Origin of the sequence: Rathayibacter sp. PhB152 (assembly GCF_003751395.1) — a bacterium.
Classification (GTDB): Bacteria; Actinomycetota; Actinomycetes; order Actinomycetales; family Microbacteriaceae; genus Rathayibacter; species Rathayibacter festucae.
Window position 1 is genome coordinate 77,894 of the sequence record NZ_RJUT01000006.1, and the last position, 20,853, is coordinate 98,746.

The window sequence follows — 20,853 nt, forward strand, 5'->3', positions numbered from 1 at the left end:
GGCCGGCCCCGTCTGCCGGCGAGCACGCCGCCGCCACCGCCCTTGCATGCTGGCCGAGGAGCGCGAAGCGCGTATCGAGACCCCGCCGCCGGCGAGCATGACGCTGCGAGACCCCGCTCCCAGCCGTGGTGAGTAGGCTGGCGGGGATACAACGTGCTCCGGGGTCGGTGAGAGTCCGAACCGGCGGTGACAGTCCGCGAGCCGCTGACCACTTCGGTGGGAGGCGGTTGACCTGGTGGAATTCCGGGACCGACGGTGAAAGTCCGGATGGGAGGCAGCACGAGCGTCGCGCGCGAGCGCGGCGCTGAACGACGGTGCCCGCGCACCGCCGCTCGCACCCCGGAGTTCGGCGACGAACGGAACCGGGAATGACGATCGACTTCGAGCACGCGATGCGCAGGGCGCTGGCCCTCGCCGAGCGCGGCCCCGCGCGCGGCGTGAACCCGCGTGTCGGCTGCGTCCTCCTCGCGCCGGACGGCACCGTGCTCGCCGAGGGCTGGCACCACGGCGCCGGCACCGCGCACGCCGAGGTCGACGCCCTCTCCGCCCTCGCCGCTGGCGCCGCGACCGGCGCCACCGCCGTCGTCTCCCTCGAGCCCTGCAACCACACCGGCCGCACCGGCCCCTGCAGCCGGGCCCTGATCGACGCCGGCGTCGCCCGCGTGGTCTACGCCGTCGGCGACCCCGGCGACCGCTCGGCCGGCGGCGGCGGCACCCTGCGCGCGGCCGGCGTCGACGTGATCGAGGGCGTCCTCGCCGAGGAGGCGGAGGAGTTCCTGCACATCTGGCTCGCCGCGACCCGCCGCCGCCGCCCCTGGGTGACCCTCAAGTGGGCGTCCACGCTCGACGGCCGCACCGCCGCCGCCGACGGCAGCAGCCGCTGGATCACCGGCGCCGCGGCCCGGCAGCGCGTGCACGAGCAGCGCGCCGCAGCGGACGCGATCCTCGTCGGCACCGGCACGGTCCTCGCCGACGACCCGAGCCTCACCGCCCGCGGCGACGCCGGCGAGCTCCTCGCCGAGCAGCCGCTCCCCGTCGTCGTCGGCACCCGCGCCGTCCCCGTCGGCGCCCGCGTCCTCGAGCACCCGCGCCCCCCGGTCCTCGAGCGCACCCACGACCTCGCCGCGGTCCTCGACCGCCTCTACGACGCCGAGATCCGCCACGTCTACGTCGAGGGCGGCCCGACGCTGGCCTCCGCCCTCGTCGCCGACGGGCTCGTCGACGAGTTCCTGGTCTACCTCGCCCCGGCGCTGCTCGGCGGCCCGCGCCTCGCCCTCGACGACCTCGGCGTCGCGAGCATCGCCGGCGCGCACCGCCTCGATCTCCGCTCCGTGGAGGTCCTCGGCGGCGACCTCCTCGTCACCGCCCGGCCGGGCTCCCCCGCCCGCCGGCAGCCCGCCCCGCAGAAGGAGTCCTGATGTTCACCGGAATCATCGAGGAGGTCGGCGTCGTCACGGCCGTCTCGGCGGGGAGCGACGCGATCCGCCTGACCGTGCGCGGCCCGCTGGCCGTCGAGGGCGCCCGGCACGGCGACTCGATCGCGGTCTCGGGCGTCTGCCTCACCGTCGTCGACCAGTCGGCGGACGGCTTCACCGCCGATGTGATGGCGCAGACCCTGCGGATGTCCACACTCGACGGCGTCGCGGTCGGCGACCCCGTCAACCTCGAGCGCGCGGCGCTGGTCGGCGACCGCCTCGGCGGCCACATCGTCCAGGGCCACATCGACGGCACCGCGACGCTGCTCGCGGTCACGCCCGGCGACGCCTGGCGCGTGCTGCGCTTCTCCCTCCCGCCTGCGGCCGCTCCCCTGGTCACCGACAAGGGCTCGATCGCGGTCGACGGCGTCTCGCTGACCGTCTCGGCGATCAGCCCCGCCACCGAGCCGGAGCAGTGGTTCGAGGTCTCGCTCATCCCCGAGACCCTGGCCGCCACCACCCTCGGCGCCCGCGCCGTCGGCGACCGCGTCAACATCGAGACCGACATCCTCGCCCGCCACGTCGAGCGGATGCTCGCGCTGCGGTCCGCCGCCACGACAGGAGGCCGAGCATGAGCCTCGCCACGATCCCCGAGGCCGTCGCCGCCCTCCGCGCCGGCCGCCCGATCATCGTCGCCGACGACGAGGGCCGCGAGAACGAGGGCGACGTCATCGTCTCGGCCCAGCTCGCGAGCCAGGAGACGATCGCCTGGATGGTGCGCCACTCCTCCGGCTTCATCTGCGCGCCGATGACCAACGAGATCGCCGACCGCCTGGAGCTGCCGCTGATGGTCGTCGACAACGAGGACCCGCGCGGCACCGCCTACACGATCTCGGTCGACGCCGCCGACCGCCTCTCCACCGGCATCAGCGCGTCCGACCGCGCGCACACGCTCCGCGTGCTGGCCGACCCGGAGGCGACCCCGGCGCGGCTGCACCGGCCCGGCCACATCCTGCCGCTGCGCGCCGTGGAGGGCGGCGTGCGCGAGCGCGACGGCCACACGGAGGCGGCGGTCGACCTGATGAAGCTCGCCGGGCTCGAGCCCGTCGGCGCCATCTCGGAGATCGTGGCGGAGGACGGCGAGATGATGCGCCTCCCCGGCCTGATCGCGCTCGGCGAGCGCGAGGGCGTGCCGGTCACCACGGTGGCCGCCCTGATCGCCTACCTCGAGGAGCACCACGCCGAGCTGGACGCCTCGAGCGTGGAGCCCGCCCGGGACACCCCGCGGGTGATCTTCGAGGTCGAGACGACCGTGCCCACCACGCACGGGCCGTTCCAGCTGCGCGCCTACCGCGACCGCCAGACCGGCGCCGACCACGTCGCCGTCGTGGCGGGCGACATCGGCGACGGCCACGGCACGCTCGTGCGGGTGCACTCCGAGTGCCTCACCGGCGAGGCCTTCGGCTCGCTGAAGTGCGAGTGCGGCCCGCAGCTCGACGCCGCGCTCGACACGATCCAGCGCGACGGCGGCGTCGTGATCTACCTCCGCGGGCACGAGGGCCGCGGCATCGGCCTGATCAACAAGCTCCGCGCCTACCGCCTCCAGGAGGACGGGCTCGACACCCTCGACGCCAACCTCGCCCTCGGCCTGCCCGCCGACGCCCGCGACTACGGCGCCGCCGTCGGCATCCTCGAGGACCTGGGCGTCACCGACGTCCGCCTGCTCACCAACAACCCGGAGAAGGTGCGCCAGCTCACCGACCGCGGCATCACCGTGTCCGAGCGCGTGCCGCTGGTGGCCGGCGTCGGCGCCTTCAACCAGGGCTACCTCGCGACCAAGCGCGACCGGATGGGCCACTTCAGCGATCTCGACCCCCTCGTCGGACTCGACCCCCTCGACGCCGGACCCTCCGGCGCGACACCGAAGGAGTAAGCCATGGCCGGTAGCGGCGCCCCCACCACCTCCCCCGTCGACGGGAGCGGCCTCCGCGTCGTCGTCGTCGCGGGGACCTGGCACCAGCAGATCAGCGACGGGCTGATCGCCGGCGCGAAGGCCGCGCTCGACGAGTCCGGCGCCTCCTGGTCGCTCGTGCGCGTGCCCGGCTCGTTCGAGCTGCCGGTGGCCGCGAAGGCCGCGCTCGAGGCCGGCGCCGACGCGGTGGTCGCCCTCGGCGTCATCATCCGCGGCGGCACCCCGCACTTCGAGTACGTCTCGGACGCGGCGACCTCGGGCCTGACGAACGTCTCGATCCAGACCGGCAAGCCGGTCGGCTTCGGCGTGCTCACCCTCGACACCGAGCAGCAGGGCATCGACCGCGCCGGCCTGCCCGGCTCGAAGGAGGACAAGGGCCGCGAGGCGGCGGAGGCGGCGATCGCGACCGCGCTCGTCCTCCGCGAGCTGCGCGGCTAGACGCGACCCCGAGCGCCGACGCCCCCCCCTTGTCGGGGGCGTCGGCGCACTTCGCGGAGAGGCGCTCTTGCTGAGAAGACCCGGAGTAAAGTGGACGGGTCGTCACGAGCGGCCCTACCCTTCCTCCCCCTCGGCCCCCGCGGCCCGCAGCGCCCGATCGACGCCGCCCCCGCCGGCACCGGGAGACCCCTCCACCGGAGCAGCCCTCTTCCATGTCTTCTTCCCGTACCGCAGCCGACGCTCCCGCCGCCGCCCCGCAGAACTCCCGGGGCCGGGTCATCCTGGCGAGCCTCATCGGCACCTCGATCGAGTTCTACGACTTCTACGCCTACGCGACGGCCGCCGTCCTGGTCTTCCCGTCGCTCTTCTTCGTCAACGAGGACCCGGCGGTCGCCCTCCTCGCCTCCTTCGCGGTTTTCGGCGTCGCCTTCATCGCCCGCCCGATCGGGTCGATCATCTTCGGCCACTTCGGCGACCGCGTCGGCCGCAAGGGGACCCTCGTCGCCTCGCTGCTCACGATGGGCATCGCGACCTTCCTGATCGGCTGCCTGCCGACCGCCCTCACGCCGGGCTGGGAGTTCCTCGCTCCGTTCCTGCTCGTCGTGATGCGCTTCTGCCAGGGCCTCGGCCTGGGCGGCGAGTGGTCCGGCGCCGCGCTCCTCGCGACCGAGAACGCTCCCGCGAACAAGCGCGCCATCTACGGCACGTTCCCCCAGCTCGGCGCCCCGATCGGCTTCATCGTCGCGAACGTGCTCTTCCTCGTCCTGGCGAGCACCATGAGCGACGAGACCTTCGCGGCCTGGGGCTGGCGCGTGCCGTTCCTCGCGAGCGCCGTGCTGGTGATCGTCGGCCTCTACGTGCGCCTCAAGCTCGTCGAGACCCCCGCGTTCCAGAAGGTCGTCGACAACGGCGAGGTGGCCAAGCTGCCGCTCGCCCGCGTCTTCAAGACGAGCTGGCGCCCGCTCATCCTCGGCACGTTCATCATGCTGGCGACCTATGTGCTCTTCTACCTGATGACCACGTTCACGCTGACCTACGGCACCACGCCCTCCGATGCGGCGACCCCGGGCCTCGGCTACAGCCGCAACGACTTCCTGATCATGCTGATCGTCGGCGTCGTCTTCTTCGGGATCTTCACGCTCGTCCCCGGCCCGCTGGCCGAGAAGTTCGGCCGCCGTCGCACGCTGCTCGTCGTCACCTCGGCGATCCTCGTCTTCGGCCTGCTCTTCGTCCCGCTGTTCAGCGGCGGCTTCGCCGGTGTGATGGCGGTGCTGATCCTCGGCTTCACGCTGATGGGCCTCACCTTCGGCCCGATGGGCGCCGTCCTGCCCGAGCTGTTCCCGACCAACGTCCGCTACACCGGCTCGGCGATGTCGTACAACCTGGCGTCGATCCTCGGAGCGGCGCTCGCGCCGATCATCGCGGTGGCGCTCTGGCAGTCGGCCGGCGGCAGCACGCTGCTGGTCGGCCTCTACCTCAGCGGCGCGGCGGTGCTGACGCTGATCGCGCTCCTGCTCTCCAAGGAGACGCAGCACACGGCGTACCACGACAACGTGTCGTAGGACACTCCCGCCCTGCACGTCCGGCCCGTCGGTTCCCCCGGCGGGCCGGACCTGTCTCCGGGCCCGTGCGAAAGGAAGCGGCGCCGGCCCTTCATGCCGGTCGACCCTTCATGCCGGCCGACCTTCATGCCGGTCGACCCTTCATGCCGGTCGGCCCTTTATCCCGGTCGACTCTTCATGCCGGTCGACCCCTTCATGCCGTTCGACCCTTCATGCTGGTCGAGTAGCCCCGCAGGGGCGTATCGAGACCCACCGTCCCCAAGAGGGCGGTTCTGCGGACTCGCGTTCTGACGCCGGTGGATCTCGATGCGCCCGCTCCGCGGGCCACTCGATCACCACGGCTTCCCGTCCCGATCGAGGGCCGGTTCGCAGCCACGAAGGGGCAAGATGGACGGCGGTCCACAAGAAGTACGGCAAGGCGTGAGCGAGGACGAACGAGCGATGAGCAGCACCACGGAGAGCACGCGCGGCGGACGGCGCCCCCGCCGCGGCAAGGACGACGGACCCCGCGCCTCCTTCTCGCAGCTCGTCCCCTACCTGCTCGAGCACCGCGGCATCCTCTCCGTCGTGGTGGTCCTCAGCCTCTTCGGCGCCGCCGCCAGCCTCGCCCAGCCGCTCGTCGTCGGCCAGGTCATCACCCGCGTGCAGGACGGCCTCGACCTCGGCCCGCTGGTCTGGGCGCTCCTCGTCCTCGTGGTCGCCTCCGGCCTCATCTCCGGCTTCGCGCACTACCTCCTCCAGCGCACCGGTGAGGGCATCGTCCTCTCCAGCCGCCGCCGCCTCGTCGCGCGGCTGCTCCGCCTGCCGATCCGCGAGTTCGACGCCCGCCGCACCGGCGACCTCGTCTCCCGCGTCGGCTCCGACTCCACGCTGCTGCGCGCCGTGCTCACCCAGGGCCTCGTCGACTCGATCGCCGGCTCGCTGCTCTTCGTCGGCGCGATCGTCGCCATGGCGATCATCGACTGGGTACTGCTGCTGATCATCGTGGTCGTCGTCGCCGTCGCCCTCGGTGCGGCGCTGACCCTCGGGCGCGGCATCCGCGTCGCCAGCCGGAAGGCCCAGGAGAAGGTCGGCGACCTCGCCGCCGCCGTCGAGCGCGCGATCAGCGCCGTCCGCACCATCCGCGCCGCCGGCGCGACCGATCGCGAGATCGCCGTCGTCGACACGCACGCGACCGAGGCCTACCGCCTCGGCATCCGCGTCGCGCACATCTCGGCGCTCGTCGTCCCGGTGGCCGGCATCGCGATGCAAGTCGCCTTCCTCGCCGTGCTCGGCGTCGGCGGCTACCGCGTCGCCTCCGGCGCGATCGACATCGCGCAGCTGGTGTCGTTCATCCTCTTCCTCTTCATGATGGTGATGCCGCTGGGCAACTTCATCGGCGCGATCACCTCGGTCAACTCGGCGCTCGGCGCGCTCGGGCGGATCCAGGAGATCATCGACCTGCCGATCGAGGGCGACGGCGAGCGCGACGGCGGCGGCCTCGGCCCGGGCGTCGCGGACTCCGCGATCGCCTTCGACGACGTCGTCTTCTCCTACGACGAGAAGGCCCTCGACGCCGACGAGGACGCCCGCGACCGCACCGTCCTGCGCGGCGTCTCGTTCACCGTCCCGCGCGGCAAGCGCACCGCCCTGGTCGGCCCGTCCGGCGCCGGCAAGAGCACGATCCTCGCGCTGATCGAGCGCTTCTACGACCCCGAGGCCGGCGTCGTCCGGCTCGGCGGCGTCGACATCACCGCCATCGACCGCGACGCCCTCCGCGCCCAGATCGGCTACGTCGAGCAGGACGCGCCGGTGCTCGCCGGCACCCTCCGCGAGAACCTCGTGCTCGGCCGCCCCGACGCCTCCGACGAGGACTGCCTGCGGGTGCTCGAGGCCGTGAACCTCACCGACGTGCTCGAGCGCAACCCGCTCGGCCTGAACGCCCCCGTCGGCGAGAGCGGCGTCATGCTCTCGGGCGGCGAGCGCCAGCGCCTCGCCATCGGGCGCGCGCTCCTCGCGGCCCCGCCGATCCTGCTGCTCGACGAGTCCACCTCGAGCCTGGACGGGCTCAACGAGCAGCGACTGCGGCTCGCGATCGACGCCGTGGCCGAGAACCGGACGCTGCTCGTCATCGCGCACCGCCTCTCGACGGTCGTCGACTCCGACCAGATCGTGGTGCTGCAGAAGGGCGAGGTCGTCGGGATCGGCACGCACTCCGAGCTCGTCGAGACGACGCCGCTCTACCGCGACCTGGCCAAGCACCAGCTGCTGGTCTGAGCGCGGCCCGCAGCCCGGTCAGCGCGGCGGCATCCGCAGCGCGCCGTCCAGGCGGATCACCTCGCCGTTGAGCATCGGGTTCTCGATGACGTGGCGCACGAGCGCGGCGAACTCCGACGGCCGGCCGAGCCGGGCCGGGTGCGGCACCGCCTCGCCGAGGGCGGCGCGCGCCGCCTCCGGCAGCCCGGCGAGCAGCGGGGTGTCGAAGGTGCCGGGCGCGATCGAGACGACGCGGATCAGCGCGGACGCCAGCTCGCGCGCCAGCGGCAAGGTCAGCGCGGCCACGGCGCCCTTCGAGGCGGCGTAGGCCGCCTGCCCGATCTGCCCCTCGAAGGCCGCGATCGACGCCGTGGTGATCAGGACCCCGCGCTCCCCCTCGACCGGCTCGCCCTCGGCGATCGCGGCCGCCGCGAGCCGCAGGACGTTCAGCGTGCCGACGGTGTTGATCCGGAGGACCCGCTCGAAGGCGTCGAGCGCCAGCGGCCCGTCACGGCCGAGGAGCCGGCCCGGCGTGGCGACGCCGGCGCAGGTCACCGCGATCCGCAGCCCCTCGGCGGCCGTCACGGCCCGCTGGACGGCGTCGGCGTCGAGGACGTCGCCCGGGATCCGCAGAATCGACTCCGGCAGGTCGGCGCTGTCGAGCGCCGTCGGCAGATCGAGGACGACGACGCGCGCTCCGGCCTCGGCGAGGGCCCGCGCCGTCGCGGCCCCGAGCCCCGAGGCTCCCCCGGAGACCAGCGCCGCGCAGCCCTCGACGCGCATCAGGGCGCGATCGTCGGGGCGGGCGCGTCGGTGGAGAGCGCCTCGGCGGAGCAGTCGGTGAGGGTGCGGTCGTAGTCGGCGATCGCCTCCTGCGCGGCCAGCCACTCCGACTCGCTCAGGGAGCCGTCCGGGGCGGCGGGCCGCTCGTTGAGGCCGTAGCGCGCGAGGCACCGGGTGATCAGCTGCGAGACCTCATCGCCCGCGGTCACCGCTCCGGTCGCGACGGGCGTCGGTTCGGTCGCCCGGATCGTCCGCGCGGGGCTGGCACCGGAGTCGGGCACCTCGGCCGGGTCCAGCGCGCAGCCAGCGAGCGGCGCCAGCAGCAGCACGGCCGCGACGGCCGACGGCAGGCGGGCGGCGCGGAGCCGGGAGCGCTCGGGCATGGACGACCTCGGGGGTGGATGACGGCGGAGGGACGGCGCGGTGCCGAGAAGAGCGGGGCCGGCCGGGTTCGTGGCGAGCGTAGCGCAGGCGCTCGGACCGGGGCGTCCGGGGTGCGCGGAACGACGGGCCGCGGCCCTGACGGGGGGTCAGAGCGCCGCGAGCGCCCACATCGCGACCGCACTCGCCGCCGCGACGTTCAGCGAGTCGATCCCGTGCCGCATCGGGATCTGCACCGCGACGTCCGCGGCGGCCAGCGCCTCCGCGGTGAGCCCCTCCCCCTCGGTTCCGAGCACGAGCGCGACCCGCTCCGGTGCGCCCGCCGCGAACTCGCGCAGCGGCACCGCGTCCGGCGTGAGCGCCATCGCGGCGATGGTGAAGCCGGCCTCGTGCAGCAGCGCGCGCGTGCTCGGCCAGTCGCCTACCCGCGTCCACGGCACCTGGAGCACCGTGCCCATGCTGACGCGGATCGCCCGGCGGTAGAAGGGGTCGGAGCAGCGCGGGGTCACCAGCACGGCGTCGGCGCCGATCGCGCCGACCGAGCGGAAGATCGCGCCGACGTTGGTCGGGTCGACCACGTTCTCGAGCACGACCACGCGGCGCGCGCCGGCGAGCAGCTCCGCCGGGTCGGCCAGGACGGGCCGGTCCAGCGCGGCGATCAGGCCGCGGTGCAGAGTGTAGCCGGTCAGCTCGGCCAGCAGCTCGCCGGGCCCGGTGAACACCGGGACGTCGCGGTCGCCGAGCAGCCGCTCGGCCTCCTCGACCGAGCCGCCGAGCGAGAGCACCGAGCGCGGCCGGTGCCCGGCGGCGAGCGCCCGCTCGAGCACCAGCGCCGACTCCGCGAGGTAGAGCCCGTGCGGTCCGCGGGCGTTCTTCAGCGCGACGTCCGTGGCGTGCGCGTAGTCACGCAGCCGCGGATCCTCGAGCGAGCGGACCTCGATCAGCTCCACGGATCAGGCGAACGGGTCGGGGGTGAGCGTGTACTTGGTGCTGAGGTACTCGTGGATGCCCTCGAGCCCGCCCTCGCGGCCGAGCCCCGACTGCTTGACGCCGCCGAAGGGCGCCGCGGCGTTCGAGACGACGCCGACGTTCAGACCCATCATCCCGGTGGCGAGCCGCTCGATCATCCGCTGCCCGCGGGCGAGGTCGCGGGTGAAGACGTACGAGACCAGCCCGAACTCGGTGTCGTTGGCGAGGGCGACCGCCTCGTCCTCGTCGCTGAACGGCACGATCGCGAGGACCGGGCCGAAGATCTCGGTGCGCAGGATCTCGCTGCCGGCCGCGACCCCCGCGAGCACCGTCGGCTCGTAGAAGTGCCCCGCTCCGTCGATGCCGTGCCCGCCGACGCGGACCTCGGCGCCGCGCTCGACAGCGTCCTGAACCAGCGAGGCCGCCTTCTCGACCGCGCGGTCGTCGATCAGCGGACCGATCGTGATGCCCGCCTCGGTGCCGCGGCCGACGGTCAGCGCGCGGACGCGCTCCGTGACGCGGGCCGCGAACTCCTCGGCGATCGACTCGTGCACGAAGAAGCGGTTGGCGGCCGTGCAGGCCTGGCCGATGTTGCGGAACTTCGCGAGCATCGCGCCCTCGACCGCGCGGTCGAGATCGGCGTCCTCGAAGACGACGAACGGCGCGTTGCCGCCGAGCTCCATCGAGGTGCGCAGCACGCCCTCGGCCGCCTGCTGCAGCAGCGTCCGCCCGACCGGCGTCGAGCCGGTGAAGGAGAGCTTGCGCAGTCGCGGGTCCGACAGGATCGGCTCCGACACCGCACCGGCCGAGGAGGTGGTGACGACGTTGACGACGCCGTCCGGCACCCCCGCCTCGGCGAGCAGGGCCGCGAAGGCGAGCGTCGTCAGCGGCGTCAGCTCGGCGGGCTTCACCACGACGGTGCAGCCGGCGGCGAGGGCCGGGGCGATCTTGCGGGTCGCCATCGCGAGCGGGAAGTTCCACGGGGTGATCAGGTAGCACGGGCCGATCGGGTGCTGCGAGACGATCATCCGCCCCGTGCCCTCCGGGTTCACGCCGTAGCGGCCCGAGATGCGCACCGCCTCCTCGCTGAACCAGCGGAGGAACTCGCCCCCGTAGGCGACCTCGCCGAGCGCCTCGGCGAACGGCTTGCCCATCTCCAGCGTCATCAGCAGGGCGATGTCGTCCTTGCGCTCCTGCAGCAGGTCGAACGCGCGGCGGAGGATCTCCGCACGCTTCCGGGGCGCGGTCGCGGCCCAGGCCGGCCCCGCCTCGACGGCGGCGTCGAGCGCCCGCAGGCCGTCCTCCGGAGTCGCGTCGGCGATGGTGCGGATCACCTCGCCGGTGGCCGGATCCTCGACATCGATCGTGCCGCCGCCCGAGCCGTCGACCCAGGCGCCGCCGATGAGCAGCTGCGACGGGACGCGGGCGAGCAGGGCCGCCTCGGCGGCGCTTCGAACGACGGAATCACTCACGAGAACACTCTTCCTGTGCGGATCGAGTCGCGCGGACCCCGCACGACGATGCTTCTCAGTCTACGACCGCCCCCGGACGCACCTCAGGAGTTCGTCGCCCCTGTGGACGGACCGGCCCCTGTGGAGGAGGGAAGCACGGTGGAGGAAGCCTCGACGCGCACACCCGCCTCGGTCAGCTCGCGCAGCGCGGCGGCGCTCGCCTCGGGCGAGACCCCGGCGACGAGGTCGGAGAGCACGCGCACCTCCAGGCCGGCCGCGCGCGCATCGAGGGCCGAGGCCCGCACGCAGTGGTCGGTGGCGAGCCCCACGACGTCGAGCTCGGTGACGCCCAGGCGCTCGAGCAGCGCCGGAACCGGCGCGCCGTCGTCCGCCGTCCCCTCGAAGGCCGAGTAGGACGGCCGGCCCTGGCCCTTGCGGATGTGCACGTCGACCGCGTCGACCGCGAGTGCCGGGTGGTACTCCGCACCGGCCGTCCCCGCGACGCAGTGCACCGGCCAGGTGTCGAGGTAGTCGGGCTCGGCGGCGAAGTGCCCGCCGTTGTCGGAGTCGCCGTCGTGCCAGTCGCGCGAGGCGAGCACCGTCGTGTAGCGGCCGACGCTCGCGACCAGGTGCGCGGTGATCGCCTCGGCGACGCGTGTGCCGCCGGCGACGGCGAGCGCGCCCCCCTCGGTGAAGTCGTTCTGCACGTCGACGATCAGGAGTGCCGTGGTCATGGTGGTCCTCTCGGAACGGGAGCGGGAGCGGTGCGGGTGGGAGGTCAGGAGTCGGAGAGCGCGCCGCCGCAGCGGTAGACGCCGGTGACGAGCGTGTCGATGGCGGTCTTCGCCGAGTCGGAGACGTCGCCGAGCGCGTAGACGGCGAAGGTGAGCGCCGTGCCGTCCTGGGCGTCGACGACGCCGGCGAGCGTGTAGCCGGTGTCGATCCAGCCGGTCTTCGCGCGGACGGCGCCGTCGGCCACCGCGTTGTCGCCGGCGAAGCGGTCGGCGTAGGAGAGCGAGCCGGTGCGCCCCGAGACCGGGAGGCCGTCGAGGAGGACGCCGAGCTGCCCCTCCCGGGCCTGGATCTTCCGCAGCAGGCTCGTGAAGTACGCCGGTGCCACCGCGTTGTCGTCGCTGAGTCCCGAGCCGTCGACGATCGTGATACCGGCCGTGTCCACTCCGTAGCCGGCGAGGCCCTGGAGGACGCCCGCCTGCTCGGCGCCGAAGTCGTTGCCGGACCCCGTCCGGATCGCGACCAGCCGCGCGAGCATCTCGGCGATCGCGTTGTCCGAGACGAGCAGCATCTGCTGCACGAGGGTGCTCACCGGGGCGGACTCGACGGTGCCGAGCACTCGCGCGCCCGCCGGGGCGGTGCCGGTGCTCACCGTCGGCGAGCCGGACAGCTCGCCGGCGAAGGCCTCGCCCGCGCGACCGACCGGGTCGTCGCCCCGGCGGGAGGTGGAGGCGGTCGGGTCGGCCCGGTCGCCGTCGACCTGCAGCGCGGTGATCTCGGGCATGTAGCCGTCGGTCTGCTCCTTGCGGTTCCAGCTCGGCTGCCAGGTGTCGCCGGAGTAGAGCGAGGCGTCGAGCACGACCGAGGAGATCCTGGTGCCCGCGGTCGCCGGGTCGGCGTCCCAGGCAGCCTCGACCTGCGCGGCGAGGTCGTCGAGGTGCGCGGCGCCGGCGTAGACCGACTCCTGACCACTCGGCAGCCGGCTCAGCGTGAGGTCTCCCCCGCCGACCAGCACGACGCTGCCGGGAGCGTCGCCCGCGACCACGGTCGTGGCGATCCGGGTGTCCGGGCCGAGGACGGCGAGCGCGCTGGCGGCGGTGAGGATCTTCAGGGCGGAGGCGGTGCGCGAGGCGGTCGTGCCGCCGCGGTCGAAGAGCACCTCGCCGGTCGCCGCGTCGACGACCCGCGCCTGCATCGAGCCGAGGCGCGGATCCGCGGCGAGCCCGGCGACGGAGCAGGTGCGCAGCGCCTCGGCGGTCTCGGTGCCGGCGGGGCGGGCGGTCGGCGTCGGCGTCGGCGTGGCCATCGTCGTCGCGGTGGTGGGTGCCGAGGCGGTGGGCGCCGCGGCGGGAGTCGCCGTGCGGCCGATCGCCGTCCCGGCGCCGAAGGCTCCGACGCCCAGCAGCACGGCGACGATGGCCGCGGCGACGACGAGGGCGCGCGGCCGGCGGCGGGGCGAGGTGTCGGTCATCCGGACCAGGGTAACGGGCCGGGATCGACGGGGCCTGGGGGCCGGAGATACGGGGCGAAGGCTGCACTCGCGGCTACACCACGGGGAAAGACGCGGAGCCGCCTGTCGGAATCGAACCGACGACCTTCTCATTACGAGTGAGACGCTCTACCGACTGAGCTAAGGCGGCGTGCTCGCGAGGCGCTGGCCCCGGACACGATTACACAGCATAGCCTGCTCGCGGGCCGGGGCGTGAATCGAGGCGCGGGCCCGCCGGCTACTCGGCGAGCGCGCCGCGCAGCTCCTCGAACGAGTGCACGATGAGTCCCGGGAGCGCGTCGCGACCGTCGTGGTCGACCCAGCCGGCCCAGGCGTGCCGCATGGCGGCGAGGCCGAGCAGGGTGAGCATCCGGGCCCGGCTGCGCACCGCCTCGGCGTCCGTCCCGCCACGGGTGAGGCGCTCGGCGACCAGGTCCTCGATCGCGAGCTCGAACTCCCGCATGCCGGCGATCTTGAGGCCGACGAGCTGCGGGTGCTCGCGGAAGAGGCTGCGCCGCAGCAGGTGCAGCTCGCGGTCTTCCTCCCCCGGGACCTCCGCCGCCGCGACGAAGACCGCCTGCAGGTCGACGAGGAGCGGCGCGTCGCCCGCGAGGAACGCGGCGGCCGTCTCGTCGGAGATCACCGGCAGGCCGCCCACCAGCGCGTCCTCCTTCGAGGCGAAGTAGTTGAAGAAGGTGCGCGTGGAGACGTCGGCCGTCCGCGAGACGTCCTCGATCGTGACGCGGTCCGGCCCGCGCTCGCTCGCGAGCCGCAGCACCGCGGTCTCGATCGCGCGCCGGGTCGCGAGGCGCTTGCGCTCCCGGAGGCCCGGCTGCTCCGGCGCGCCGCGGCGCTCCTGCTCGGTCAGCACTGCGGGTCCTCCTCGGGGACGACGCCCTCGAGCAGGTACGCGTCGACCGCGTCGTTCACGCACGAGTTCGACTTGTTGTAGGCCGTGTGGCCCTCGCCGTCGAAGGTCACGAGGTGCCCGTCGGACAGCTCCTCCGCCAGTGCCTGCGCCCAGACGTAGGGGGTCGCCGGGTCGTTCGTGGTGCCCACCACGAGGATCGGGCCCGAGCCCTCCGCCGTGATCGGCGCCCGCGAGCCCTCGAAGGCGGCCGGCCACTCGCCGCAGAGGATGTCGCCGTAGGCGAGGTAGCGGCCGAGCGTCGGCGCCGCCGCCTCGAGCTCCGCGGCGTCCGCCCGCATCGACTCCGTCTCGGCGTCGTAGGCGTAGTCGACGCAGTTGATCGCGAGGAAGGCCTCGGTCGCGTTGTCGCTGTAGTCGCCGTCGGCCGTCCGGCCGTTGTAGGCGTCCGCGTACTGGAAGGCGATCTCCGCGCCGCCTTGCCGCACGTCCGTGAGCATCTCGCTCAGCCCGCCCCAGGAGGAGGCGGAGTAGAGCGGGTAGACGATCGCGGTGAGCAGCGTGCTCGAGCCGAGCTGCCGGCCGTCCTGGGCGCGGATCGGCGAGGCGTCGACCCGCTCCAGCATCGCGGCGACCTGCGCCATCGCCTCGTCGACCGTGCCGGTGAAGGGGCAGCCCTCGCCGCCGAGGCAGGCGGTGAGATACGCGCGCAGGGCGCTCTCGAAGCCGATCGCCTGCTCGCGGACGACGTCGAGCGAGGTCGCGGCCGGATCGATCGCGCCGTCGAGCACGAGCCGGCCGACGCGATCGGGGAACAGCCCGGCATAGGTGGCGCCGAGGAAGGTGCCGTAGGAGTAGCCGAGGTAGTGCAGCGCCTGGTCGCCGAGCGCCGCCCGCAGCACGTCGAGATCGCGGGCCGCGCTGGTGGTGCCGACCTCGGGCAGCAGCGCTCCGCTGCGCTCCTCGCAGGCGGCGGCGAAGGCGGCCGAGGCGGTGCGCTGGGCGGCGATCCACTCGTCGCTGCCGCGCTCGCCCGGGACGATGTCGTAGAGGTAGGAGTCGAGTCCGGCGGCGTCGAGGCAGGACACCGCGGTCGAGGCGCCGACACCGCGCGGGTCGAAGCCGACCACGTCGAAGCGGGCGGCGAGCTCGTCGTCCACGGCGAAGTCCAGGCTGTCCCGGATGAGGTCGACCCCGGACCCGCCGGGCCCGCCCGGGTTGACCAGGAGGGAGCCGATCGCGTCCCCGCCCGTCGCCGGGTGGCGGACCAGGGCGATCGAGGCGGTCTCGCCGGCCGGGGCGTCCCAGTCGAGCGGCACCGTCGCGTCGGTGCACTGCATGCCCTCGCCGCAGTCGTCCCAGACCAGGACCTGGCCGTAGTACTGCTCGAGATCGGCGTCGACCGCCTGCGGGGCGGGCGTCGAGGTGCGCTCGGGCGAGGGTCCGGGAGCGAAGCAGCCGGAGAGCAGCGCGACCGCTGCGCCGACCGCGGCGAGCGCCGTCCAGCGGCCCGGGCGCCTCACGCGGCCACCGGGCGCCGCGCGGCGACCACGAGCATCGCCTCGAGGGCGAGGACGGGCGAGACGTTCGCGTCGATGCGCTGCCGGGCCTCCGCCACGGCGTCGAGCACCGCGAGCGTGCGCTCGGGGGCGGTGGCCGAGGCGAGCGCCGTCATCTCGCTCCGCACCTCCTCGTTGATCACGCCGCCGGGGGCGCCGAGCTGGAGGCGCACGACGTCGCGGTAGAGCGAGAGCAGGTCGACGAGGATGCGGTCGAGGCCGTCGCGGAGGCTGCGCGTCGCCCGGCGCTTCTGGTCCTCCTCGAGAGTGCGCAGCTGCGAGCGGAGCTGGGCGGGGATCGTGCCGCCGGGCTCGACGCCGAGCGAGCGCAGCGCCTGCTGGCGCTCGACCTCGTCGCGCTCGAGCGTGTAGGCCTTCGCGTCCTCGGTGGCGACCTCGATCATCCGCGCGGCACCGAGCACCGCGTCGGACACCCCACGCAGACTCAGGGCGATCCGGAGGGTCTCCTCGCGCCGCTCGCGGGCGTTCGCATCGGTCGCGAGCCGGTGCGCCATGCCGATGTGGCTCTGTGCCTGGCGGGCGGCGCGCTCCGCCGTCTCCGCGTCGACGCCGTCGCGGCGCTCGAGCAGGCCGGCAACGTCCTCGACGCTGGGGACGCGCAGGCGCACCGAGCGCACCCGCGAGCGGATCGTCGGCAGGAGGTCGGCCTCGCTGGGCGCGCAGAGGATCCAGACGGTGCGCTCGGGCGGCTCCTCGAGCGCCTTCAGCAGGACGTTCGAGGTGCGCTCGCTCATCCGGTCGGCGTCCTCGATGACCATCACCCGGTAGCGAGAGACCGACGGCGAGTACTGCGAGGACGAGACGAGGCGGCGCACCTCCTCGATCGAGATGATGACGCGCTCGGTGGCGAGGACCGCGAGGTCGGGGTGCGAGCGCGCGGCGACCTGCGCGCAGTCCGGGCACTCGCCGCAGCCGCCGCGGCGGCAGAGCAGCGCGGAGGCGAACGCGTAGGCGAGGTTGGAGCGGCCCGAGCCGGGCGGCCCGGTGATCAGCCAGGAGTGGGTCATCGAGGTCGACTCGTGCCCCCTCTCGTCGCGGGGGGTCGAGGCGTCGCGCAGGGCGCCGATGGCGTGCTCCTGGCCGACGAGCTGGCTCCAGACGGTCACGGATCCAGGCTAACCGCGAGGTCCGACAGCGGGCCGGGCGTCGCGGGGTCCGGCGCCGAGCAGGGGCTCGATGCGGGCGCGGACCACGGCGGCGAGCTCCTCGACGGGGCGGCTCGCGTCCAGGACGAGGAAGCGCTCCGGGTCGCCCGCGGCGAGGTCGAGGAAGGCCTGCCGGACGCGGCCGTGGAACTCGGCCTTCTCCGCCTCGAGCCGGTCGTAGCGGGTGCGCGCGGCGTCCAGCCGGGTGCGGGCGACGGCGGGATCGAGGTCGAGCAGGACGGTGAGGTCGGGGCGGAGGTCGCGGGTCGCCCATTCCGAGAGGGAGCGGACCTCCGCGGCGTCGAGCACCCGGCCGGCGCCCTGGTAGGCGACGGAGGAGTCGATGTAGCGGTCCTGGACGACGACCTCGCCCCGCTCGAGCGCGGGCCGGACGAAGGTGCCGATGTGCTGCGCGCGGTCCGCGGCGTAGAGGAGCGCCTCGGCCCGCGGATCGATCTCGCCGCGGTGGTGCAGCACGATCTCGCGGATCTGCACGCCCACCTCGGTGCCGCCGGGCTCGCGGGTGCGCCGCACGGTCTCGCCGCGCGAGCCCAGCCACTCCTCGAGCAGCCGGGCCTGCGTGGTCTTGCCCGCGCCGTCCCCGCCCTCGAGGGTGACGAACAGCCCGGTCACGACTCCGTCGAGCCCGTCGCCTTCGCCGCAGTGCTGCGGGCGCGGGTGGTGGCCGGCTTCTTCGCGGCGGTGGTCTTCGCCGCCGACGTCGTCTTGGCGGCGGTGGTCTTCGCGGCCGTGGTCTTCGCGGCGGTGGTCTTCGTCGTCGTCGCCTTCGCCGCCGTGGTCTTCGCGGCGGTGGTCTTCGTCGCCGTCGCCTTGGCCGCCGTCGTCTTCGCTGCGGGCTTCTTGGCCGGGGCGCGCTTGGCCGGGGCCTTCTTGGGCGCGGGACCCTTCGCCCGCTTGTCGGCGAGCATCTGCACCGCCTGCTCGAAGTCGATCTCCTCGATCGGCTGGCCCTTGGGGATCGTGACGTTGGTCTCGCCGTCGGTCACGTAGGCGCCGAAGCGGCCGTCGCGGATCCGGATCGGCTTGCCGCTGACCGGGTCGGCCTCGAACTCCGCGAGGGCGCTCGTGGCGCGCTTGGCGCCGTACTTGGGCTGGGCGAAGACCTCGAGCGCGGTCGGCAGGTCGACCTCGAAGATCTGGTCCTCGCTGGTGAGGGAGCGGCTGTCCGTCCCCTTCTTCAGGTATGGGCCGTAGCGGCCGTTCTGCGCGGTGATCGGCTCGCCCGACTCCGGGTCCTCGCCGACGGTGCGCGGCAGGTCGAGCAGGCGCAGAGCGGTGGCGAGGTCGACGGTCGCGACGTCCATCGACTTGAAGAGGGAGGAGGTGCGCGGCTTCACCACGGCCGCCTTCTTCGCGCCGCGCTTCGCCGGCGCAGGCTCGACGACCTCACCGGTCGCGGGGTCGGCGGTGGTCTCGGGCTCGGGGTCGACCTCGGTCACGTACGGGCCGAAGCGGCCGTCCTTGACGACGACGGTCTTGCCCGAGTCCGGGTTGCTCCCCAGCACGCGGTCGGTCTGCACGGGAGCGTCGACGAGCTCCTGCGCCTTCGCGGGCGTGAGCTCGTCCGGGGCCAGCTCGAGCGGCAGGTTGACGCGGCGCGGCGTCTCCTGCCCCTCCTCCTGGGCGACCTCGAGGTAGGGCCCGTACTTGCCGATGCGCAGGGTGATGTCGTCGGTGATCCGGACGGAGTTGATGCTCTTCGCGTCGATCTCGCCCAGGTTGTCGACGACGTGGCGCAGGCCCGGCTGGTCGCCGCCGCCGAAGTAGAAGCGGTTCAGCCAGTCGACCCGGTCCTCCTCGCCGCCGGCGATGCGGTCGAGGTCGCCCTCCATCGCGGCGGTGAAGTCGTACTCGACGAGGTCGGAGAAGAACTCCTCGAGCAGACGGACCACCGAGAAGGCGATCCAGTTGGGCACGAGCGCCGTGCCGCGCGGCGTGACGTAGCCGCGGTCGACGATCGTCGTGATGATCGAGGCGTAGGTCGAGGGGCGCCCGATCCCCAGCTCTTCGAGCGACTTGACGAGGCTAGCCTCCGTGTAGCGCGGGGGCGGCGAGGTCTCGTGACCCTTGGCCTCGACCTCGGCGACGACGAGGCTCTGGCCGACCTCGAGCACGGGCAGCTTGGCGTCCTTCTCGTCGCGGGCGCCGTGGCGCTCCTCGTCGCGGCCCTCCTCGTAGGCGAGCAGGAAGCCGCGGAAGGTGATGACCGTTCCCGAGGCGGTGAACTCGGCGGTGCGCTCGGTGTCGCCGGCGGGGTTGGCGAGCAGGGTCACGGTGGCGGTCGAGCCCTTGGCGTCGGCCATCTGCGAGGCGACGGTGCGCTTCCAGATCAGGTCGTAGAGGCGGTGGTCGTTGCCACGGAGGGTGCCGGCGAGCTGGTCCGGGGTGCGGAAGGTCTCGCCCGCGGGACGGATCGCCTCGTGCGCCTCCTGCGCGCTCTTGTTCTTGCCGGAGTAGAGGCGGGGCTTCTCGGGGACCGTCTCGGCGCCGTAGAGCGAGGCCGCCTGCGAGCGGGCGGCGTTCAGCGCCTGCTGCGAGAGGTTCGGCGAGTCGGTCCTCATATAGGTGATGAAGCCGTTCTCGTAGAGCGACTGCGCCACGCTCATCGTCTGGCGCGCCGAGAACCGGAGCTTGCGCGCCGCCTCCTGCTGGAGCGTCGAGGTGGTGAACGGGGCGGCGGGGCGCCGCGAGTAGGGCTTGGATTCGAGATTCGAGACGCGGACGAGCGTCTTCGGGTCGCGCAGCGCGTCGGCGAGGGCGCCGGCGGAGGCCTCGTCGAGGACGGTGACGTCCCCCTTCAGCTGACCGCGGTCGTCGAAGTCGCGGCCGCTGCCGATCCGCTTGCCGTCCAGGCGCGCCAGGCGTGCGTCGAACGCCGCCGAGGCGTCGGCCTCGGGCGCGAGGACCGTGGCGAGGTCCCAGTAGGAGGCGGAGACGAAGGCGAGGCGCTCGCGCTCGCGGTCCACGACGAGGCGCGTGGCGGCGGACTGCACGCGGCCGGCGGAGAGGCCGGGCCCGACCTTGCGCCAGAGGACCGGGGAGATCTCGTAGCCGTAGAGGCGGTCGAGGATGCGGCGGGTCTCCTGCGCGTCGACGAGGGAGGTGTCGATGTCGCGGGTGTTGTCGCGGGCCGTCTGGATCGCGTCCTTGGTGATCTCGTGGAAGACCATCCGCTTGACGGGGACCTTGGGCTTGAGCTCCTCGAGGAGGTGCCACGCGATGGCCTCGCCCTCGCGGTCCTCATCCGTCGCGAGGAAGAGCTCGTCGGCGTTCTTCAGCGCGCGCTTGAGGTCGGCGACCGTCTTCTTCTTCTGATCGGAGACGACGTAGTAGGGCTCGAAGCCGTTGTCGACGTCGACGGAGAACTTGCCCAGCCCGCCCTTCTTGAGCTCGGGCGGCAGGTTCTTCGGCTCGATGAGGTCGCGGATGTGCCCGACGGAGGCGAGCACCTCGTAGCCCTCGCCCAGGTACTGGGCGATGGTCTTGGCCTTCGCCGGCGACTCGACGATCACCAGCTTCTTCGTGCCGGACACAGTTCTCCTCGATTGATGCTGTCGGATCGGACGCTCAGCGAGTCCGACGGTTCCCCTTCGGCGGGGAGGCGGTGCGCGGCGTCCGCAGGAGGAACGACGATCCGTTCGCGTCGGCTTCGGGGCGCCCGACAGGCACACCATACACACTGACTCCGGGCGTCCCTCGCCGTCGTCCACTCGCCGCGCGCTGGGAGCACTCCGGCCGCCGCCCGGGAATCCGCCGAATCGGGAGGACCGCACCCGGTGACGGATCGCGGCGATCGGCGCATGATGAGGGGC

At 73.6% G+C, this 20,853-nt stretch carries 17 protein-coding genes, 1 tRNA gene and 1 riboswitch; of the genes, 6 read left to right on the forward strand and 12 right to left on the reverse strand.

What is annotated here, in order from left to right; translation table 11 throughout:
• The first annotated feature begins 150 nt into the window (after window positions 1-150).
• Window positions 151-284: riboswitch (FMN riboswitch) on the forward strand.
• A gap of 84 nt (window positions 285-368) precedes the next feature.
• The 6 genes from ribD (at window position 369) to EDF36_RS14865 (ending at window position 7,643) form a co-directional block, all read left to right on the forward strand.
• Window positions 369-1,418: a bifunctional diaminohydroxyphosphoribosylaminopyrimidine deaminase/5-amino-6-(5-phosphoribosylamino)uracil reductase RibD gene (gene ribD / locus EDF36_RS14840; protein WP_260300737.1), complete on the forward strand. Its 1,050-nt coding sequence runs from the start codon at window positions 369-371 to the stop codon at window positions 1,416-1,418.
• A complete protein-coding gene (locus tag EDF36_RS14845) occupies window positions 1,418-2,050 on the forward strand; it encodes a riboflavin synthase (protein WP_123733598.1) in 633 nt (210 codons plus the stop codon). Before ribD ends, EDF36_RS14845 begins: the two co-directional genes overlap by 1 nt.
• Entirely contained in the window at window positions 2,047-3,348 is a 1,302-nt protein-coding gene (gene ribA / locus EDF36_RS14850; protein ID WP_123733599.1) for a GTP cyclohydrolase II, read from the forward strand. Before EDF36_RS14845 ends, ribA begins: the two co-directional genes overlap by 4 nt.
• A gap of 3 nt (window positions 3,349-3,351) precedes the next feature.
• Window positions 3,352-3,825: a 6,7-dimethyl-8-ribityllumazine synthase gene (ribH, locus tag EDF36_RS14855; protein WP_123447670.1), complete on the forward strand. Its 474-nt coding sequence runs from the start codon at window positions 3,352-3,354 to the stop codon at window positions 3,823-3,825.
• A gap of 212 nt (window positions 3,826-4,037) precedes the next feature.
• On the forward strand, window positions 4,038-5,387 hold the full coding sequence (locus EDF36_RS14860) for an MFS transporter (RefSeq protein WP_123733600.1): 1,350 nt from the start codon (window positions 4,038-4,040) through the stop codon (window positions 5,385-5,387).
• A 441-nt stretch (window positions 5,388-5,828) separates the two neighbouring features.
• Window positions 5,829-7,643, forward strand: a complete 1,815-nt coding sequence (locus EDF36_RS14865) for an ABC transporter ATP-binding protein (RefSeq protein WP_123733601.1) — start codon at window positions 5,829-5,831, stop codon at window positions 7,641-7,643.
• Window positions 7,644-7,661: 18 nt separating this feature from the next.
• On the opposite strand, the gene EDF36_RS14870 is transcribed toward EDF36_RS14865, so the two are convergent.
• From EDF36_RS14870 to topA, 12 genes are all read right to left on the reverse strand, one after another.
• Window positions 7,662-8,405 carry an SDR family NAD(P)-dependent oxidoreductase gene (locus tag EDF36_RS14870; RefSeq protein WP_123705189.1) on the reverse strand — a complete coding sequence of 248 codons (744 nt, stop codon included), beginning with the start codon at window positions 8,403-8,405 and terminating at the stop codon, window positions 7,662-7,664.
• Window positions 8,405-8,788, reverse strand: coding sequence for a hypothetical protein (locus tag EDF36_RS14875; RefSeq protein WP_123733602.1), 384 nt, complete (start codon window positions 8,786-8,788; stop codon window positions 8,405-8,407). The genes EDF36_RS14870 and EDF36_RS14875 overlap by 1 nt, the downstream gene beginning before the upstream one ends.
• A 147-nt stretch (window positions 8,789-8,935) precedes the next feature.
• Window positions 8,936-9,736: an RNA methyltransferase gene (locus EDF36_RS14880; RefSeq protein ID WP_123733603.1), complete on the reverse strand. Its 801-nt coding sequence runs from the start codon at window positions 9,734-9,736 to the stop codon at window positions 8,936-8,938.
• Window positions 9,737-9,739: 3 nt separating this feature from the next.
• On the reverse strand, window positions 9,740-11,227 hold the full coding sequence (locus tag EDF36_RS14885) for an NAD-dependent succinate-semialdehyde dehydrogenase (protein ID WP_123733604.1): 1,488 nt from the start codon (window positions 11,225-11,227) through the stop codon (window positions 9,740-9,742).
• 83 nt (window positions 11,228-11,310) lie between these two features.
• Complete coding sequence (locus tag EDF36_RS14890) at window positions 11,311-11,940, reverse strand: isochorismatase family protein (RefSeq protein WP_123733605.1); 630 nt, start codon at window positions 11,938-11,940, stop codon at window positions 11,311-11,313.
• A 44-nt stretch (window positions 11,941-11,984) separates the two neighbouring features.
• Complete coding sequence (dacB, locus tag EDF36_RS14895; protein WP_123733606.1) at window positions 11,985-13,409, reverse strand: D-alanyl-D-alanine carboxypeptidase/D-alanyl-D-alanine-endopeptidase; 1,425 nt, start codon at window positions 13,407-13,409, stop codon at window positions 11,985-11,987.
• Window positions 13,410-13,505: 96 nt separating this feature from the next.
• Window positions 13,506-13,578: transfer RNA gene (locus tag EDF36_RS14900), tRNA-Thr, on the reverse strand.
• Window positions 13,579-13,665: 87 nt separating this feature from the next.
• Window positions 13,666-14,298, reverse strand: coding sequence for a TetR/AcrR family transcriptional regulator (locus tag EDF36_RS14905; RefSeq protein WP_164874522.1), 633 nt, complete (start codon window positions 14,296-14,298; stop codon window positions 13,666-13,668).
• Complete coding sequence (locus EDF36_RS14910; protein ID WP_123733607.1) at window positions 14,292-15,818, reverse strand: alpha/beta hydrolase; 1,527 nt, start codon at window positions 15,816-15,818, stop codon at window positions 14,292-14,294. Before EDF36_RS14910 ends, EDF36_RS14905 begins: the two co-directional genes overlap by 7 nt.
• On the reverse strand, window positions 15,815-16,981 hold the full coding sequence (locus EDF36_RS14915) for a DNA polymerase III subunit delta' (RefSeq protein WP_123705195.1): 1,167 nt from the start codon (window positions 16,979-16,981) through the stop codon (window positions 15,815-15,817). Before EDF36_RS14915 ends, EDF36_RS14910 begins: the two co-directional genes overlap by 4 nt.
• A 9-nt stretch (window positions 16,982-16,990) precedes the next feature.
• Entirely contained in the window at window positions 16,991-17,653 is a 663-nt protein-coding gene (tmk, locus tag EDF36_RS14920) for a dTMP kinase (protein ID WP_123733608.1), read from the reverse strand.
• On the reverse strand, window positions 17,650-20,574 hold the full coding sequence (topA, locus tag EDF36_RS14925; RefSeq protein WP_123733609.1) for a type I DNA topoisomerase: 2,925 nt from the start codon (window positions 20,572-20,574) through the stop codon (window positions 17,650-17,652). The genes tmk and topA overlap by 4 nt, the downstream gene beginning before the upstream one ends.
• Between the last annotated feature and the right edge of the window lie 279 nt (window positions 20,575-20,853).

Excerpts from the sequence above, each read along its gene's own strand:
- ribD (WP_260300737.1), top strand. The coding sequence starts at position 369 with ATGACGATCGACTTCGAGCACGCGATGCGCAGGGCGCTGGCCCTCGCC.
- EDF36_RS14845 (WP_123733598.1), top strand. The coding sequence starts at position 1,418 with ATGTTCACCGGAATCATCGAGGAGGTCGGCGTCGTCACGGCCGTCTCG.
- ribA (WP_123733599.1), top strand. The coding sequence starts at position 2,047 with ATGAGCCTCGCCACGATCCCCGAGGCCGTCGCCGCCCTCCGCGCCGGC.
- ribH (WP_123447670.1), top strand. The coding sequence starts at position 3,352 with ATGGCCGGTAGCGGCGCCCCCACCACCTCCCCCGTCGACGGGAGCGGC.
- EDF36_RS14860 (WP_123733600.1), top strand. The coding sequence starts at position 4,038 with ATGTCTTCTTCCCGTACCGCAGCCGACGCTCCCGCCGCCGCCCCGCAG.
- EDF36_RS14865 (WP_123733601.1), top strand. The coding sequence starts at position 5,829 with ATGAGCAGCACCACGGAGAGCACGCGCGGCGGACGGCGCCCCCGCCGC.
- EDF36_RS14870 (WP_123705189.1), bottom strand. The coding sequence starts at position 8,405 with ATGCGCGTCGAGGGCTGCGCGGCGCTGGTCTCCGGGGGAGCCTCGGGG.
- EDF36_RS14875 (WP_123733602.1), bottom strand. The coding sequence starts at position 8,788 with ATGCCCGAGCGCTCCCGGCTCCGCGCCGCCCGCCTGCCGTCGGCCGTC.
- EDF36_RS14890 (WP_123733605.1), bottom strand. The coding sequence starts at position 11,940 with ATGACCACGGCACTCCTGATCGTCGACGTGCAGAACGACTTCACCGAG.
- dacB (WP_123733606.1), bottom strand. The coding sequence starts at position 13,409 with ATGACCGACACCTCGCCCCGCCGCCGGCCGCGCGCCCTCGTCGTCGCC.